This is a genomic window from Streptomyces fuscichromogenes (assembly GCF_014645815.1).
Taxonomy (GTDB): Bacteria; Actinomycetota; Actinomycetes; order Streptomycetales; family Streptomycetaceae; genus Streptomyces; species Streptomyces fuscichromogenes.
In genome coordinates this window covers 56,742-73,778 of sequence record NZ_BMML01000009.1, presented here as the reverse complement: position 1 = coordinate 73,778, position 17,037 = coordinate 56,742, and the positions used below count along the sequence as shown (strand labels likewise).

Annotated in this window: 15 protein-coding genes; 5 read left to right on the top strand and 10 right to left on the bottom strand. The window is 72.3% G+C overall.

The features are described from left to right. Positions 1–181: 181 nt before the first annotated feature. Complete coding sequence (locus IEZ11_RS20785; protein WP_189264317.1) at positions 182–1,567, bottom strand: NsdA family TPR-like regulatory protein; 1,386 nt, start codon at positions 1,565–1,567, stop codon at positions 182–184. A gap of 274 nt (positions 1,568–1,841) precedes the next feature. Here IEZ11_RS20785 and IEZ11_RS20780 point away from each other — a divergent pair, with 274 nt between their 5' ends. The 3 genes from IEZ11_RS20780 (at position 1,842) to IEZ11_RS20770 (ending at position 5,128) form a co-directional block, all read left to right on the top strand. Next, a complete protein-coding gene (locus IEZ11_RS20780) occupies positions 1,842–2,504 on the top strand; it encodes a bifunctional DNA primase/polymerase (protein WP_189264316.1) in 663 nt (220 codons plus the stop codon). Positions 2,505–2,762: 258 nt separating this feature from the next. Beyond that, positions 2,763–3,536, top strand: coding sequence for an ABC transporter ATP-binding protein (locus tag IEZ11_RS20775; protein ID WP_189264315.1), 774 nt, complete (start codon positions 2,763–2,765; stop codon positions 3,534–3,536). Further along, complete coding sequence (locus IEZ11_RS20770; RefSeq protein WP_189264314.1) at positions 3,533–5,128, top strand: transporter; 1,596 nt, start codon at positions 3,533–3,535, stop codon at positions 5,126–5,128. Before IEZ11_RS20775 ends, IEZ11_RS20770 begins: the two co-directional genes overlap by 4 nt. A gap of 147 nt (positions 5,129–5,275) precedes the next feature. Here IEZ11_RS20770 and IEZ11_RS20765 read toward each other — a convergent pair whose 3' ends face one another. Beyond that, entirely contained in the window at positions 5,276–6,136 is an 861-nt protein-coding gene (locus tag IEZ11_RS20765; protein WP_189264313.1) for an alpha/beta fold hydrolase, read from the bottom strand. Between the two features lie 521 nt (positions 6,137–6,657). Continuing rightward, positions 6,658–7,350 carry an iron-dependent transcriptional repressor DtxR gene (locus tag IEZ11_RS20760; protein ID WP_189264312.1) on the bottom strand — a complete coding sequence of 231 codons (693 nt, stop codon included), beginning with the start codon at positions 7,348–7,350 and terminating at the stop codon, positions 6,658–6,660. 408 nt (positions 7,351–7,758) lie between these two features. Here IEZ11_RS20760 and IEZ11_RS20755 point away from each other — a divergent pair, with 408 nt between their 5' ends. Further along, positions 7,759–8,514, top strand: coding sequence for an SIS domain-containing protein (locus tag IEZ11_RS20755; protein ID WP_189264311.1), 756 nt, complete (start codon positions 7,759–7,761; stop codon positions 8,512–8,514). 4 nt (positions 8,515–8,518) lie between these two features. Here the strand turns inward: IEZ11_RS20755 and IEZ11_RS20750 are convergent, their stop codons facing one another. From IEZ11_RS20750 to pdxH, 3 genes are all read right to left on the bottom strand, one after another. Then, the gene (locus tag IEZ11_RS20750; protein ID WP_189264310.1) at positions 8,519–9,949 is read right to left on the bottom strand and encodes a PAS domain-containing protein; all 1,431 of its coding nucleotides are present in this window, start codon (positions 9,947–9,949) and stop codon (positions 8,519–8,521) included. Between the two features lie 140 nt (positions 9,950–10,089). Further along, entirely contained in the window at positions 10,090–10,539 is a 450-nt protein-coding gene (locus IEZ11_RS20745; protein WP_189264309.1) for a GNAT family N-acetyltransferase, read from the bottom strand. 332 nt (positions 10,540–10,871) lie between these two features. Beyond that, positions 10,872–11,564: a pyridoxamine 5'-phosphate oxidase gene (pdxH, locus tag IEZ11_RS20740; protein WP_229713234.1), complete on the bottom strand. Its 693-nt coding sequence runs from the start codon at positions 11,562–11,564 to the stop codon at positions 10,872–10,874. A 127-nt stretch (positions 11,565–11,691) separates the two neighbouring features. Here pdxH and IEZ11_RS20735 point away from each other — a divergent pair, with 127 nt between their 5' ends. Beyond that, entirely contained in the window at positions 11,692–12,792 is a 1,101-nt protein-coding gene (locus tag IEZ11_RS20735; protein WP_189264307.1) for a citrate synthase 2, read from the top strand. A 96-nt stretch (positions 12,793–12,888) separates the two neighbouring features. On the opposite strand, the gene IEZ11_RS20730 is transcribed toward IEZ11_RS20735, so the two are convergent. From IEZ11_RS20730 to IEZ11_RS20715, 4 genes are read right to left on the bottom strand one after another with little or no spacing between them, the layout of a single operon-like run. Beyond that, a complete protein-coding gene (locus IEZ11_RS20730) occupies positions 12,889–13,491 on the bottom strand; it encodes a TetR/AcrR family transcriptional regulator (RefSeq protein WP_189264306.1) in 603 nt (200 codons plus the stop codon). Further along, positions 13,479–14,213, bottom strand: coding sequence for an enoyl-CoA hydratase family protein (locus IEZ11_RS20725; RefSeq protein WP_189264305.1), 735 nt, complete (start codon positions 14,211–14,213; stop codon positions 13,479–13,481). Before IEZ11_RS20725 ends, IEZ11_RS20730 begins: the two co-directional genes overlap by 13 nt. After that, positions 14,210–15,805 (bottom strand): 4-coumarate--CoA ligase family protein, encoded by a 1,596-nt coding sequence (locus tag IEZ11_RS20720; RefSeq protein ID WP_189264304.1) that lies wholly within the window; start codon positions 15,803–15,805, stop codon positions 14,210–14,212. Before IEZ11_RS20720 ends, IEZ11_RS20725 begins: the two co-directional genes overlap by 4 nt. A 47-nt stretch (positions 15,806–15,852) precedes the next feature. Continuing rightward, positions 15,853–17,019, bottom strand: a complete 1,167-nt coding sequence (locus IEZ11_RS20715) for an acyl-CoA dehydrogenase family protein (protein WP_189264303.1) — start codon at positions 17,017–17,019, stop codon at positions 15,853–15,855. Between the last annotated feature and the right edge of the window lie 18 nt (positions 17,020–17,037).

Here is a 17,037-nt window from a genome sequence, read left to right as displayed (position 1 = left end):
GACCTTGTGAATCGTCGACTCACGCTACCGGGTCCCCTCAGCCAGGTGCCATGCGGCCAAGGGCGCGATCTTGTTCCTTGTGACGGCAGTAACAGAACCGCCCCGCGGTGCGCTGTACTTGCCGCTTCCTGCTCGGCAAGGTGTGGTTTCCCACACGTTCACGCAGCCGCGGGGCAGGAATTCACGCGGCGGCCTGGAGATCCAGGCGCGCTCCGAACTCCCTGACCACCGGTTCGTCCCGGAACGGCTCCAGCCGCTGCTGGAAGTCCTCCAGGTACTCGGCGCCCCGGTTGGAGCGGACCGTCTCCAGCAGTTCCACCGCCCTCGTCCCGGTGGCGCAGGCCTGTTCGATCTCGCGCTGCTGCACCTGGGCTGTGGCGAGGAGCACATAGCCGATCGCCCGGCGCCGGGCCCGGGTCTCCGGGTGCCCGTCCAGCGACTGCTGCGCGCACCGCGCCGCCGCGTCGGCCTGGCCCAGGTCGCGGTGGCAGTGCGCCAACTCGTCGGCCAGATAGGCCTCGTCGAAGTGCCTGATCCACGCCGGGTCGTCCCCGGACGCCGGATCGGCCGCCTCCATCGCCGACACCGCCCGGCCCGACGCCAGCTGCGCCGACCGGACATCGCCCAGCAGGGCATGGCCACGGGCCTCGGCCGCGAAGAACATCGCCTCCGCGCGCGGGGTCACGCGGCCCCGCGCCCCCTCCTGCGCCGCCCGCGCCAACTGGGCGATCTCGCGCGGGTTTCCGAGCTGCGCGGCGAGGTGGCTCATGGAGGAGGCGAGCACATAGCCGCCGTAGCCACGGTCACCGGCCGCCTGCGCGAGGCGCAGCGACTGGATGTAGTAGCGCTGGGCGAGACCGGGCTGACCGGTGTCGACGGCCATGTAACCGGCGAGTTCGGTGAGTCGGGCGACGGCCGCGAACAACTCCCGTCCCACGGACTCCCGGTAGGAGCCGGCCAGCAGCCCCGAGACGACGCTGTTGAGGTAGTGCACGACGACCGGGCGCACATGGCCGCTGCCGAACTGGTGGTCGAGGTCGGTGAGGGCCTGCGTCATCGCCTTCACGGCGGCCACGTCCGACTGCCCGACCCGCGGCCCCGCCTGCCGTGCCACCTGCGCGTCCGGCGCCGAGATCAGCCAGTCCCGGCTGGGCTCCACCAGCGCGGACGCGGCGACCGAGGACCCGGACAGGAAGTCCCGGCGCCCCACGTCACTGCGCCACAGCTCGCAGACCTGCTCGATGGCCCCCAGCACCGTCGGCGAGAACTGGAGCCCGACGCCCGACGCGAGGTTCTTGCCGTTGGCCATGCCGATCTCGTCGATCGTGACCGTACGGCCCAGCTTGCGGCCCAGCGCCTCGGCGATGATCGCGGGCGCCCGGCCCCGCGGCTGCTGGCCGCGCAGCCAGCGCGCCACGGACGTCTTGTCGTACCGGAGGTCGAGACCGTGCTCCGCGCCGCACATGTTGACCCGGCGGGCCAGCCCGGCGTTCGAGCACCCCGCCTCCTGGATGAGCGCCTGCAACCGTTCGTTCGGCTGCCGCGCGACAAGCGGCCTTGCGGCCATGGCGTACCCCCTGCGAACTCCCTGTAGGGAAAAGATCCGGCCGTGACGATCACTGCCCAGCGGACATACCGAAAATGCGGGACATGCGAGGATTGCCGGGTAAAAGCAGCGGAATCACGGGTACGACCGCCGCCAACCCCCCACGTGTGACTACCCGCTCACGCCCCGGTTCCTCCTGCGCGCCCCCACGCATGCACCCATGCGCCCCAGTTACGGAAAGGATGCTCCTCCCCCGCGCGCGTTACGCCCGTAACTCCAGGTGGGTGCGGGAGTTGTGTTGAGCGTGGAAGAGACGATCGTGGGGACCGAAGCCGCTCAGATTCCGAAGCAGCGTGGGGAATCGCTGCTGGAGACCGCCGTACGCTACGCCGAGGAGCGCCACTGGGACGTCTTCCCGGGCACCTGGCTGGAAGCGGTCGAGGGGGTGCAACGCTGTTCCTGCGGGGAGGTCGCGTGCGGCGCGCCCGGCGCGCACGCGGCGCGCCCGGACTGGGCGTCGCAGGCCACCGGTAGTGCGACGGTGGCGCGCCGGATGTGGCAGAAGCAGCCGACGGCGTCGATCCTGCTGCCGACGGGGCGGACCTTCGACGCGCTGTCCGTCCCGGAGACGGCGGGGTTTCTCGCGCTGGCGCGCATGGAGCGGATGGAGCTGGCGCTGGGGCCGGTGACCCTGACCCCCGACCGCCGGATGCAGTTCTTCGTGCTGCCGGGTGCGTCGGTGAAGGCACCTGACCTGGTGCGGAGGCTGGGCTGGGCACCGGCGTCGCTGGACCTCACGGCGCTCGGGGAGGGCGCGTACGTGCCGGCGCCGCCGACGCGGTACGGGTCGCGGGGGGCGGTGCAGTGGGCCTGCCGGCCGACCGCGGCGAACCGGTGGCTGCCGGACGCGGAGGAGCTCATCTCGCCGTTGGCGTACGCGTGCGGGCGGGACCGGTAGGCGCCGCCTCGTCTGCCGGGTGCCTGATCCGTCGGCGACCGCGGGTCCGTCGTGGCTGGTCGCGCAGTTCCCCGCGCCCCTGACGGGGCGCTGTCCAGCCGCCCATTTCACAGCTCCCCAGCTGCGGGCGGGCGTGCCGCAGGGCGATGGGGGTCCCCCCGCTCGAGCGAAGCCGAGAGTGGGGGAGGGTGGGCGCGGCGGCACCCGGCCAGCGCCGGTAAGCGTCCCCGGCCCCCGGCGCCCACGTAGGGTGCTGGCATGACCGATGCCGTGCGTGTTCGTGGGCTCTGGAAGCGGTTCGGGCAGCAGGTCGCCGTCGGCGGGATCGACCTGTCGCTGCCCGCCGGGAAGTTCGTCGGACTGGTCGGGCCCAACGGGGCCGGCAAGACCACCACCCTCTCCATGGTGACCGGGCTGCTGCGTCCGGACGCGGGCTCCGTCGAGGTCGTCGGCCACGACGTCTGGCGGGATCCGGTGGCCGTGAAGTCCCGCATCGGCGTCCTCCCCGAAGGCCTCCGTCTCTTCGAGCGGCTCACCGGCCGCGAACTGCTCGGCTACTCCGGCCGGCTGCGCGGCCTCCCCGGCGCCGAGGTCGACAAGCGGGCCACCCAGCTCCTGGACGTGCTCGACCTCGCCGGAGCCCAGCACAGACTCGTCGTCGACTACTCGACCGGCATGCGCAAGAAGACCGGGCTCGCCGCCGCTCTCCTCCACAACCCGGAAGTCCTCTTCCTGGACGAGCCGTTCGAGGGCGTCGACCCGGTGTCCGCGCAGACCATCCGGGGCGTGTTGGAGCGGTACACCGCCTCCGGCGCGACCGTCGTCTTCTCCTCCCACGTGATGGAGCTCGTCGAGTCGCTGTGCGACTGGGTCGCGGTGCTGGCGGCCGGGCGGATCCGCGCGACGGGGACGCTGGCGGAGGTGCGCGGGACGCATCCCACCCTCCAGACCGCGTTCCTGGAGCTGGTCGGGGCGAGCGGCCGGGACGCGGTCTCCGAGCTGGACTGGCTGGGCGGCGGGGCGGCCCGATGACGGACGTGACCGGCACCGTCGTACGGCTGAAGCTGTCGCTGCTGCGCAACGGGCTGCGGCAGTCCGGCGGCCGGCGAGCCGCGTTCGTGGCGTCGGCGGTCGTCGCGCTGCTGTTCGCGGGGCTGCAACTGCTGGGCCTGGTGCTGCTGCGCGGGCATCCGCACGCGGACGCGGTGGCGGTGCTGGGGGCGGCCGTGCTGGCGCTGGGGTGGGCGGTGATGCCGCTGTTCTTCCCGGGCGGCGACGAGACCCTGGACCCGACCCGGCTGGTGATGCTCCCGCTGCGGCCCCGGCCGCTGGCACGGGCCCTGCTCGCCGCCTCGCTGGTCGGCATCGGCCCCCTGGTGAGTCTGATCCTGCTGGTGGGCTGTGCGGTGTCGGTGGCGCACGGGGCGGCCGGCTACGCGGTCGCGGTCGTCGCGGTGGCCCTCGCGCTGCTGGTCTGCGTGGCCCTCGCGCGCGCCGTGGCTGCCGCGAACGTACGGCTGCTCAGCAGCCGCAAGGGACGTGATCTGGCGGTGCTGAGCGGCCTGGTCATCGCCGTCGGGGTGCAGCTCGTCAACTTCGGCGCCCAGAGCCTCGGTTCGGCCGGGCTCGGCAGGCTCGCGCCGGTGGCGGACGTGGTGCGCTGGCTGCCGCCCGCGTCGGCGATCGGCGCGGTGCACTCGGCGAGCGAGGGGTCGTACGGCACCGCGGGCCTCCAACTCGTCGTGTCGCTGGCCGCGTTGGCGGTGCTCATCGGTGCCTGGGCGCGGACGCTGACCCGGCTGATGACCGCCCCCGACGGTTCCACGCTCCAGGCACCCGACTCGGCGGGCCGGGGCCGTGCGGCCACGGGCGGCGGTCGGCTGGGGCGCCGGCTGCCCGGCGGGCGCACCGGTACGGTCATGGCGCGCAGCCTGCGCTACGTCTGGCGGGACCCCAAGACGAAGGCCGCGTGGGTGACCTCGCTGGCCATCGGGCTGATCGTGCCCGTCTTCAACGCCGTGCAGGGCACCGGGTCGATCTACTTCGCGTGCTTCGCGGCCGGGATGCTCGGCATCCAGATGTACAACCAGTTCGGGCAGGACACCTCGGCGTTCTGGATGGTCGCGACGACCATTTCGTCCGCGCGGGACGCCTACGTCGAACTGCGCGGGCGGGCGCTGGCCCTGCTGGTGATCACCCTGCCGTACGCCACCCTGGTGACCGTGGTGACCACGGCCGTGCTGGGCGACTGGCCCCGGCTGCCCGAGGTGCTCGGCGTCTCCTTCGCCCTGCTCGGCGCGATGCTGGCGACCGGCGCCTGGACCTCGGCCCGCTTCCCGTACTCCATCCCCCAGGAGGGCCACCGCAACGTCGCCCCGGGCCAGGCCGGCCTGGCCTGGATCGCGATCTTCGGCGGCATGGTCGCGGCGGCCCTGCTGTGCGCCCCGGTCATCGCCCTGACGATCGCGCTGAACGTCAGCGCGGGCGGCGAGGCCTGGACCTGGCTGCTGCTGCCGGTGGGCGCGGCCTACGGGACGGCGATCACCTGGTCAGGCCTACGCCTGGCGGCCCCCCGCACAGCGGCCCACCTACCGGAAATCCTCCTGGCCGTCAGCAGAGGCTAGCCACAGCGCCCCGTCAGAGGCCCGAGGAACAGCACTCCGTAAGACACGCGGGGAACTGCGCCCCGTAAGGGGCGCGGGGAACTGCGCGAGCAACCCCCACGCGCCCGCAGCCGCGAAACGACAGCGCCGCCCCTCCGCTCGTGTCCCTCACTCCCCCACCCGATCAAGGAACGGCTCCACCGCCGCCCGCCAGGCCTCCGGCCGGTCATACGGCAGCAGATGCCCCGCGTCGGCCACCTCGGCGTACTCCCCCTTCGGCAGCACCCGGACCATCTCCTGCGCCTCCGCCCGCCCCAGCTCCCCGTCCACCCCGCGCACGACCAGCGTGGGGCACGGCACCTGGGCCAGCTCCTCCCAGTGCGCGTCGTACACCCAGGTCTCCCGGGACTTCAGCATCCGGTCGGGGTCGAACACCGGCTGCCAGCCGTCGGCGCACTCGTGCATCACCTCGGCGTAGAACTCCCCGCGCGCGGGGTTCGGCCGCTCCACCCAGGGGTCGTCCTCGCCGAACCACTTGCGTACGTCGGCGAGCGTGGCGAAGGGAACGGGCCAGGACTTGAACCAGTCGGCCCACTCGCGCTGCGAGGCCGCACCGAGCGCGGAGGCCCGCATGTCGCAGATGATCAGGCCCCGCACCAGCTCGGGGCGCTTCGCGGCGAGCTGCCAGGCGGTCAGCGCGCCCATGGCGTGGCCGATCAGCACGGCCGGCGCGAGACCCAGCTGCTCCACGGCGGCCGCGGCGTCCTCGACGTACGCCTCACGGGTGTAGGCGGCCTGCGGAGGCTTGTCGCTCTGGCCGTGGCCGCGCTGGTCGAGGGCGACGGCACGGTGCCGGCCGGCGAGCCAGCGGGCGGTGGACGCCCAGTGCGAGGCGCGGCCCATCAGACCGTGCAGTAACAGCACGCCGGGCGACGAGTGGTCCCGCTCCTCCGTCTTGGGCGGGTCCGCGAACTCCCAGGCGGCGAGGTGTACGCCGCCGGCTCCTGTCACGTCGATGCGCCGTGCCATGGGCCTGGCACCCCCCTAGCTCCGCGTGCCTAGTGTCGCCTCGTATCGCTTCGTGGTGCTTCGGTACCGATGCAGAGTATCGAAACTATCGAACTCCTATTCGAAAATCGGCTTCCCGCGGACAACACCCCTCATTCGAGTGACCCCTCCCCAGGCATGATCGGCGCCGCCGGGGGGATTTGTTCTGCGGGGGGCGGGCCGCTCGGGGAAAACGGTCCGCGGGGATGACCCTGGGAGCTCGGGGCTCCGGGTCAGCACTGGGGAGGACAGGCCCCGGTACCGAAAGGTGCCGGGGCCAACCCCGTGTTCGCGTCCATGTCCATGCCTCCGGCACATCCTCCCCGCCCCCCTCAGGTCATATGCCTCTCGCGACAGCCTGGCACGCGAAACGTTCCGGCGCTGCGATTCGGCGCACTGAATCTTGGATTCGGCGCGTTCGACACAGGCGGGAAAGACGTCGAGGGAAGACCTCAACTTCCTCACCGGTAACGGAAGTTGAACGATGCTCAGGTTCTCGGCGCTCAGCGCTTGGCGACGAACACGTGGGAGGCGACGTCCGCCTCCAGCTCGGCCGCCTCGCCGCCGCTGCCCACCAGCACCCCGCCGGCCGACTCCGTCACGCTCACCACCGAACCGGGCTGCACACCCGCCCGCCGCAGCGTGTACATCAGCTGCGCGTCGGTCTGGATGGGCTCGCCGATCCGGCGCACGACCACGGTCTTCCCGTCCGCGCCCGGGTCCAGGTCGGCCAGCGACACCATGCTGTCGTCGAGGAACGGGTCCGCGCCGTCCTTCTCGCCCAGCTCCTCCAGGCCCGGGATCGGGTTGCCGTACGGCGACTCGGTCGGATGCCGCAGCAGCTCCAGCACCCGCCGCTCCACGGCCTCGCTCATCACGTGCTCCCAGCGGCACGCCTCGGCGTGCACCTGCTCCCACTCCAGGCCGATCACGTCGACCAGCAGGCACTCGGCGAGCCGGTGCTTGCGCATCACGCGCGTCGCCAGCCGACGGCCCTCGTCGGTCAGCTCCAGGTGGCGGTCGGTGGCGACGGACACCAGACCGTCCCGCTCCATCCGCGCCACCGTCTGGCTCACCGTCGGCCCGCTCTGGTCGAGCCGCTCCGCGATGCGGGCGCGCATGGGGACAACGCCTTCCTCTTCGAGCTCGAGGATGGTGCGGAGATACATCTCCGTGGTGTCGATCAGTCCGGACATACGTGCCCCTCGATTACCTCTGCCGGAAGCCCGGCCGCTTGCGCTGGCCCTGCCACCAATTCTGCCGGATCCCACCGACAACCGGGGGACACCGGAAAAACGGGGGTGCGGACCGGCCTCCGCCCACGGGCCGGTGGGGGCCGGCCGCGCAGTTCCCCGCGCCCCTGAGGGGCGCTACAGCCGCGGACGACGCCACAGCTCTCCCCAGCCACTCAACCGCGGGCAGGCGTGCCGCAGAGCGATGGGGGGAGGGTGGGCGCGGCGGCACCCCGCAAGCGCCGGTAAGCGTCCCCACCCCCCGGCCCCACCCACCCGCACGAACCATCGGCCGTATTGACACCACGCTGGTCCAGACCTGAGGGTGATCCGCGACACGCACGCTGACGCTGACGCCGCGAAGGGGCCCGCATGAGCGACGGTACGCCCGCCGACCTGTTCTTCGACGCCGCCGTCGGCCTCCTGCAACGGGTCCGCGACGAGGAGGCCGAGGCCATCGCCGCCGCCGGCACCCTCCTCGCCGACACCGTCACCGCCGGCGGCCGGCTGTTCGCCTTCGGCGCCGGGCACTCCTCCCTCGCCGCACAGGACGTCGTCTACCGCGCCGGCGGCCTCGCCCTCATGAACCTCCTCGCCGCCCCCGGCCTCGTCGGCGTCGACGTGATGCCCGCCACCCTCGGCTCCCGCCTCGAACGGGTCGACGGACTCGCCACCGCCGTCCTCGACACCTCACCCCTGCGCGCCGGCGACGCCCTCGTGATCATCTCCCTGTCCGGCCGCAACGCCCTGCCCGTCGAGATGGCCGTCGAGGCCCGCCGACGCGGCGTCAAGGTCATCGGCGTGACATCGGTGGCGTACGCCACCGAGACCACCTCCCGGCACGTCTCCGGCACGTACCTCAAGGACCACTGCGACGTCGTCCTCGACTCGAAGATCGCCGTCGGGGACGCCGAGCTCACCCTCGACACCATCCCGGCGCCCTTCGCACCCGCCTCCACGGTCGTCACCAGCGCCCTGCTCCAGGCGGTCCTGGCCACCACCGCGGCCGCCCTCGCCGACCACGGCACCGAACCCCCGCTGCTGCGCTCCGGCAACGTCGACGGCGGCCACGAATGGAACGCCCGCGTGTTCGAGGAGTACCGCGACCGGATCTTCTACCAGCACTGAGCCGCTACGACCGCTCCTGCTGCCGGTCCTTCACGAGGTGCGCGAGGTCCAGCGCGGTCGCGATGCGTACGGCCACGTCCTCGGCGTACGTCGCGTCCGCGCGCTCGAAGCGGTTACGGCCCGACCCGCGCAGGAACGTCACGACGCCCAGCGTCCGCCCCCGGCTGCGCAGCACCGCGCACAACGCGTGCACCACGTCACCGGGCCACTGCCGGTCCAGCGCCCAGGCCCGCGCCCGGTCCAGCGGCACCGAACCGGCGTCCGCCCGCACACTCCCGGCCCGCACCACGCACTGCAACGCCGGATGCCCCTCCTCGTAACGCACCGGCAGCCCCGCCGCGCCCGTCAGCATGCTCGGCCCCGGCGCCCCGGACGGCGTGGCCGCGATCCGCACCAGCCGGACCGGCCCCACCTCCCCGTCGGCCCGGGAACCGCCCACCACCCGGTCGATCACCGCATGGTCGGCGAACCCGGCCAGCGCGAAGTCCAGATGGACGGTGGCCGCCTCCGCCGGGTCCTCGCACTCGACGGCCGCCCGCGCCGCACGATGCAGCTGATTGGCCCGGAAGCGCAGCATCGCCGCCTCCTGCTCCGCGTGCTTGGCCTCCGTGACGTCCTGGAACAGCCAGCCGACCCCGAGCGGCACCGGCTCCTCCGCGAGCGGCGACGCAAGCCGCAGGAACCCGGACCGCCAGCAGCGCCGCTCCTCGCCCTCCGGCGACCGTACGCTCACCCACATCTCCGCCGGCGCGGGCGGCGCCCCCTCGGCCAGCACATGCGTGAGCGCGCTCTCCAGGTCCTCCACACCCAGCGCGAGCAGCTCCCCCAGCGGCCGCCCGAGCGCCGACGTACGCCCGCTGCCGAGCGCCCGCGCGGCGTACGCGTTCACGACCGCGGGCCGCAGATCCGCGTCCACCAGGACGACACCCCAGGCCGCGTCCTCGAACAAGGCCTCGCTGAGCGCGATGGACCGCTCCAGATCGATCTGCGCGTGCACCTCGCTGAACGCGCAGTACACACCCGCCGGCTTCCCGTCCGGCCCGCGCACGGCCGCCGACTGCGTCCGTACGAGGACCCGCCCGCCGTCCTTCGTCAGCAGCGCGAACTCGTGCACCTGCCGCCCCGGGGCATGCATGGCCGACAGCAGCCGCCCCTCCACCTCGTCGGCGTCCGCCTCGCGCACCGCCCAGCCGGCGAACCCGTGCCGGCCCACCGCCTCGGCCGCCGTCCATCCCAGGATCCGCTCGGCCTCACGGTTCCAGTGGGTGACGAAGCCGTCCGCGTCGAACGCGCACAGAGCCGCGTCCATGCCGTCGAGCAGTGCCGCGAGCAGGTCGGAACCGCCCGAGTCCTCCGGAGCCTCCCGCTCCGATTCCGGCTCGGGCTCGTCGGGCCCCAGTTCGTCGGTGGCCCCACTACGCCGGGAAGCACTCACCTGGACCCCCATCAGGCTGCGTCCGCACGCACGGCGCGTCGGTTCACTCGCTGCCCTTCATTCAACTCGAACGTGACGCAGCCCACACTGTGTTCCCGCAAGATTGAAGGAATCGTTGCAACCCGCCACCAGCCTCCCGCTCACAGCGCGCACCGCAGATCCACCCACTCGTCGCTCTCCCCGTCGAGCACATACCGCTCCACCTCGACGAACCCCCACCGCCGGGCGAACCGCACCCCGTCCTCGTTGACCCCGAGCACACACGTCTCGACGGCCTCGGCCCCCCGCACCCCCGCGATCACGTGCTCGTACAGGGCCGTGCCGAACCCCCGCCGCCGGAACTCCGGCAGCACCCGCACGATCACCGTCCCCACCCCGTCCACCACGGGCCGCACGGTCGAGCACCCCACGAGCACATCCCCGTCGTACGCGTTCTCCAGCCGGTACCCCCGCGCCAGCCGCTCCCCCGCCTCGGCCGCCGACATCGCAGCAGGCGGCACGACGACGTTGTGCACATACCGCCACTCCTCCAACGCCTCGTCCCCGTCCACGAGCCGGACCCGGAACCCGCTCACGCGTCGCTCTGTCATGGCCTGGACGCTAGGGGGTGGCGTCGTGGCACGTCACCTCCGAATAAATCCCTTGAGCGCTTCCGGTCGGCTTCGTAGGGTGTGAGGTACACGAGAAGGGAGGTGGTTCGGCAGATGTATGACAACCGGACGCGTGAGGTGGCTGCGGGCTAGCGGCCCGTCACCACACCGAGTGCGGTGCCGGACCGGCACGTGACAGACACGTGCAGCCGGCCCAATCCCAGGCAGTCACCCGACCCGCGAGCTCGCCGGTACGTCCGGCCGGCTTCTTCGTCGTCAGACGGAGGGACCCGAGCTCGCGGGTCGTCTGCGTCTGCGGGCCCCGGTACGGCTCAGGGGCTGAGGCGTTCCACGTGCCAGGTGCCGGCGGGGTCGGCCACGTAGCGGAGGCGGTCGTGCAGGCGGTTCTGGCGGCCCTGCCAGAACTCGACGGCCTGGGGGGCGATACGGAAGCCGCCCCAGTGCGGAGGGACCGGGACCTGTTCGCCCTCGGGGTAGCGGGCGCTGAGCTCCGCGTAGGAGGCGTCGAGTTCGGCGCGGGAGTAGATGACCGTGGACTGGGTGCTGGCCCAGGCGCCCAGCTGGGAGCCGTGCGGGCGGGTGCGGAAGTAGGCGGCGGTCTCGTCGCGGCCGGTACGGCGGGCGGTGCCGGTGACGACGACCTGGCGGCCGATGGGATGCCAGGGGAAGAGCACCGAGACATAGGGGTTCACGGCGAGGTCCTGGGCCTTGCGGGAGTCGTAGTTGGTGTAGAAGACGAAGCCCTGGGTGTCGTACTGCTTCATGAGGACCGTGCGTGAGCTGGGGCGGCCCTCGGCGTCGGCGGTGGAGACGACCATCGCGTTGGGTTCGTAGATCATGCCGTCGGCGGCCGCCCGCGCCGCCTCCTCGAACCAGCGGGTGAACTGGTCCATGGGGTGTGCGGCCAGGTCGTGCTCGTCGAAGCCCTCGGCCCGGTAGTGCTCGCGCATCGCGGCGGGGTCGAGGACGGGTTCGTCGGAGGCGGCGGCGTCGCGGTCGGTCACGCGGTCATCTTGCCGTATCGCTCTGTGCGGCATCGGAGAGTGGCACTGAGTGCCGCTGGGCTCCCCATCTTTGGCACTCGGGGTTATGGTGCAGTTGCCTCCGCCCACACCCACGAGGAGCCGCCCCATGTCCGACTTCGTACCCGGGCTCGAAGGAGTCGTCGCGTTCGAGACGGAGATCGCCGAACCGGACAAGGAGGGCGGCGCCCTGCGGTACCGGGGCGTCGACATCGAGGATCTGGTCGGGCACGTCTCGTTCGGGAACGTGTGGGGACTGCTCGTCGACGGGGCCTTCAACCCGGGGCTGCCGCCGGCCGAGCCGTTCCCGATCCCCGTCCATTCGGGTGACATCCGGGTGGATGTGCAGTCGGCGCTCGCGATGCTGGCGCCGGTGTGGGGGTTGAAGCCGCTCCTCGACATCGACGCGGCCCAGGCCCGGGAGGATCTGGCGCGGGCCGCGGTCATGGCGCTGTCGTACGTCGCCCAGTCCGCGCGCGGGCAGGGGCTGGCGATGGTGCCGCAGCGCGAGATCGACAAGGCGCACTCGGTGGTGGAGAGGTTCATGATCCGGTGGCGGGGTGAGCCGGATCCCAGGCATGTGGCCGCCGTGGACGCCTACTGGACCTCGGCCGCCGAGCACGGCATGAACGCGTCCACCTTCACCGCTCGGGTCATCGCGTCGACCGGTGCGGATGTCGCCGCCGCGCTGTCGGGCGCGGTGGGGGCCATGTCGGGGCCGCTGCACGGGGGTGCGCCGTCGCGGGTGCTCGGGATGATCGAGGAGATCGAGCGGACCGGGGACGCGGTGGGGTACGTCAGGCGGGCGCTGGACCGGGGTGAGCGGCTGATGGGGTTCGGGCACCGGGTGTACCGGGCGGAGGATCCGCGGGCGCGGGTGCTGCGGCGGACGGCGCGGGAGCTGGGGGCGCCGCGGTTCGAGATCGCGGAGGCGTTGGAGAAGGCGGCGCTGGAGGAGCTCCACAACCGTCGGCCGGATCGTGTGCTGGCCACCAATGTGGAGTTCTGGGCCGCGATCATGCTGGACTTCGCGGAGGTGCCGGCGCACATGTTCACGTCGATGTTCACGTGTGCGCGCACCGCGGGGTGGTCGGCGCACATTCTCGAACAGAAGCGGACGGGGCGGTTGGTGCGGCCGTCCGCGGAGTATGTGGGGCCGGGGGTGCGGAAGCCTCAGGACATCGAGGGGTTTGTGGATATCGCCCACTAGAGGGGGTGCGGCGGCGTGTGGGCGGGTGCGGGTTGTGTGTGGTTGCTCGCGCAGTTCCCCGCGCCCCTGAAAATCAGGCGCTGCGCGCCCTGATTTTCACAGGGCCTCGTCCAGCAGTGCCGCCCACTGGGTCACCACCCGTTCCCGCCGCGCCCGGTCGTCCGTGAGGAGGTTGGCCAGGCCCAGGCCCCGCGCCATGTCCAACAGCCCCTGGACCGTCTCCCTCGCGCCTGGGCGGGTCTCGTCGGCGCCCAGGAGGTCCACGGCGATGCGGTGGGTCTCGCGGCCTACCCGGGCCTCCAGTTCGGTGACCTGGGGGCGGAGCTGGTCCTCGTTGGAGGCGGCCACCCAGAGGTGGAGGGCGGCTCGGAAGAGGGGGCCGGTGTAGAGGTCGACGAGGGCGGCGACGACGGCTCTGCGGTCGTCGTCGGCGGCGCCCTGCGGGAACAGGGCGCGCAGGGCCGTGGAGCGTTCCTCGGCGACGTATTCGACGGCCGCCGTGAAGAGGTCCTCGCGGGTGGGGAAGTGGTGCTGGGCGGCGCCCCGGGAGACGCCGGCGCGTTCGGCGACGACGGTGACCGTGGAGCCCGTCCAGCCGCGCTCGGCGAGGCAGGCCACGGCGGCCTCCAGGAGGCGCTGCCGGGTGGCTCTGCTGCGGTCCTGCTTCGGCGCCCGTTCCGCCGTGTTCACACCACCCACGCCGCGTCCCGTCGTTCGAGGAAGGCTGTCATCCCCTCGCGGGCCTGGTCGGAGGAGAACAGCCGGGCCGAGAGTGCGGTGAGGGTGGCCGCGTCCCGGTCGAATGTCTCCAGCACCCTAGCCGTGAGCAGCTGTTTCGTCTCGGTCAGGGCCTGGGGGGCGGAGCGGCGGAGGCCGTCGAGGATGGGTTCGAGGGCGGTGTCGACGTCTTCGGCGGTGGTGGTGAGGAGGCCCAGGCGCACGGCCTCGGGCGGGCCGAAGCGTTCGCCGGTGAGGTAGTAGCGGGCGAGGGTGCGGGGGTCGGTGCGCGGGAGGAGGGGGAGGGAGATCACCGCGGGGGCCACGCCGATCCGCACCTCGGTGAAGGCGAAGGTGGCCTCGGTGGACGCGGCGGCGATGTCGCAGGCGGCGAGGAGGCCGAGGCCGCCCGCGCGGACGTGGCCGGTGACGCGGGCGACGACCGGCTTGGGCAGTTCGACGATCCGGCGGAGGAGGCCGACCAGGGCGTCGGGGTGGGGCGGGTCGCGCAGGTCGGCGCCGGCGCAGAAGGTGCTGCCGGTGTGGGTGAGGACGACGGCGCGCACGTCGGGGTCCTCGGCGCAGTCGGCGAGGGCCTCGGCGAGCTCGGCGACGAGGGCGGCGGACAGGGCGTTGCGGGTGGCGGTGGCGTCGAGGCTGAGGGTGGCGACGGCACGCGCGCGGGTCTGTCCGATCGACGTCATGGGCCCTCCTCGGGTTCCGCGGTCTTCGCCAGGGTGCGCAGTTCGCGGCGGAGTATCTTCCCGGAGGCCGCACGGGGCACGCCGGTGATGAAGGTGACCTTGCGGACGCGCTTGTAGGGCGCGACGCGTTCGGCGACGTACAGCATGGTCTCGTTCTCGGTGAGGCCGTCGGCGGTGGGCTGGCGGACGACGAAGGCGTGCGGGATCTCGTTGCCGTCCTCGTTGTACGCGCCGACGACGGCGGCGTCGGCGATGCCCGGGTGGGTGAGCAGGAGGGCCTCCAGTTCGGCGGGGGCCACCTGGAAGCCCTTGTACTTGATGAGTTCCTTGACCCGGTCGACGACGTACAGCCAGCCGTCCGCGTCGACGTGGCCGACGTCCCCGGTGTGCAGCCAGCCGTCGGTGTCGATCATGTCGGCGGTGGCGTCGGGGCGGCCGAGGTAGCCCTTCATGACCTGGGGGCCGCGGATGAGGATCTCGCCGGGTCCGCCGGTGCCGATGTCCTTGTGCGGGTCGTCGAGGGAGACGATCCGCATCTCGGTGCCTGCGATGAGCTTGCCGACGGTGCCGGGCGGTGCCTGGTGCAGGGCGTCGAGCGGGACGACGTGGGTGCCGGGCGAGAGTTCCGTCATGCCGTAGGCCTGCGCGACCGGCGGCAGACCGAGGCGCTGCGAGCAGGCGGCGGCGAGGCGGGCGTCCAGGGGGGCGGCGGCGCTCATGACGTACTTCAGGGAGGACAGGTCGTAGTCGGCGACGGTGGGGTGCTTGGCGAGGGCGAGGACGATCGGCGGGGCGACGTACAGGCCGGTGATGCGGTGGTTCTGGATCGCCGCGAGGAAGGTCTGCAGGTCGAAGCGGGGCAGGACGACGACGGTGGCGCCGTTGCGCAGCGGCGCGTTCATGAGCGCGGTGAGGCCGTAGATGTGAAAGAGGGGGAGGACGGCGAGGATGCGGTCGCCGGGGCCGGCCGGGACGGCGGGTTCGAGCTGGGCGAGGTTGGTGGCGATCTGCCGGTGGGTGAGCATCACGCCTTTGGGGACGCCGGTGGTGCCGGAGGAGTACGGCAGTGCGGCGACGTCCTCGACGGGGTCGATGTCGACCTCGGGCTCGGGGGCTTCGCCGGTCAGCATGTCGAGCAGGGACCGGTGTCCGGGTGCGCTGTCGCAGACGAATATCTCCGCTATGCCGCCGGCGAGTTCGGCGGCCCGGCGGGCGGTCTCCAGCAGCGGTGAGACGGTGACGATCCAGCGGGCGGCGGAGTCCCCCAGCTGTTTGGCGAACTCCTCGGGCGTGGCGAGCGGGTGCACGGTGGTGACGGCGGCGCCCGCGCGCGTGGCCGCGTAGAACGCCGTCGGGAAGGCGACCGTGTTCGGGCTGTGCAGGGCGAGGACGTCGCCCTTGCGCACGCCCGCGTCGGCGAGGGCGGCCGCGATCCGCCGGTGGAACCGGTCCAGTTGTGCGTAGGTGAGGGTGGTGCCGTCGGTGCCGTCGATCAGGGCGGGCGCGTCGCCGAACTCGGCGGCCCGGCCCAGCACGGCCTCGTGGATGGGGAGTTCTACGGGCGGAACGTCTGCGTACTCGCTGCGGAACACGGTTCCTCCAAGCCGGCCTTGGGCCTCGGTGCGGCCTGAGGGGGATCTCAGTACGACTTGGGCAGGCCGAGGGTCTGGTGGGAGACGTAGTTGAGAATCATCTCCCTGCTCACCGGAGCAATACGAGCCACGCGCGCGGCCGTTATCAACGAGGCGAGCCCGAATTCCCGGGTGAGTCCGTTGCCGCCGAGGGTGTGCACGGCCTGGTCGACCGCCTTCACGCAGGCCTCCCCTGCCGCGTACTTGGCCATGTTGGCCGCCTCGCCCGCGCCGATGTCGTCGCCGGCGTCGTACAGGTGGGCGGCCTTCTGCATCATCAGGCGGGCGAGTTCGAGGTCGATGTGCGCCTGGGCGAGAGGGTGCGCGATGGCCTGGTGGGCGCCGATGGGGGCCTTCCAGACGGTGCGTTCGCGCGCGTACTCGATCGCCTTGGCGAGCGCGTAGCGGCCCATGCCGATGGCGAACGCGGCCGTCATGATCCGCTCGGGGTTGAGGCCGGCGAACAGCTGCAGCAGGCCGGCGTCCTCGTCGCCGACGAGTGCGTCGGCGGGCAGCCGTACGTCGTCGAGGGTCAGCTCGAACTGCTTCTCGGCGGCGCTCAGTTCCATGTCGATGGGGCGTTTCCGGAAGCCCTCGGCGTCCGTCGGGACGATGAACAGGCAGGGCTTGAGGCTGCCGGTGCGGGCGTCTTCGGTACGGCCGACGATCAGGACGGCGTCGGCCATGTCGACGCCGGAGATGAACACCTTGCGGCCGGTGAGCAGCCAGTCGCCGGTGTCCGGGTCGCGGCGGGCGGTGGTGGTGATGCGGTGGGAGTTGGAGCCCGCGTCGGGTTCGGTGATGCCGAAGGCCATGAGGCGGGTGCCGTCGGAGAGGCCGGGGAGCCAGGCCCGCTTCTGTTCCTCGGTGCCGAAGCGGGCGATCACGGTGCCGCAGATCGCGGGTGAGACCACCAGCATGAGGAGCGGGGAGCCCGCGGTGCCGAGTTCTTCCAGGACGATGGAGAGTTCGGCGATGCCGCCGCCTCCGCCGCCGTACTCCTCCGGGAGGTTGACGCCGAGGTAGCCGAGTTTTCCGGCCTCGTTCCAGAGCTCGGTGGGGTGGCGGCCCTCGGCTACGGTCCGGGTGATGTAGTCGCGGCCGTACTTCGCGCCGAGGGCGGCTACCGCTGCGCGGAGTGCCTTGTGTTCGTCGGTTTCGATTTGGAGGGGCACGGTCGCTCCTTCGGGTGC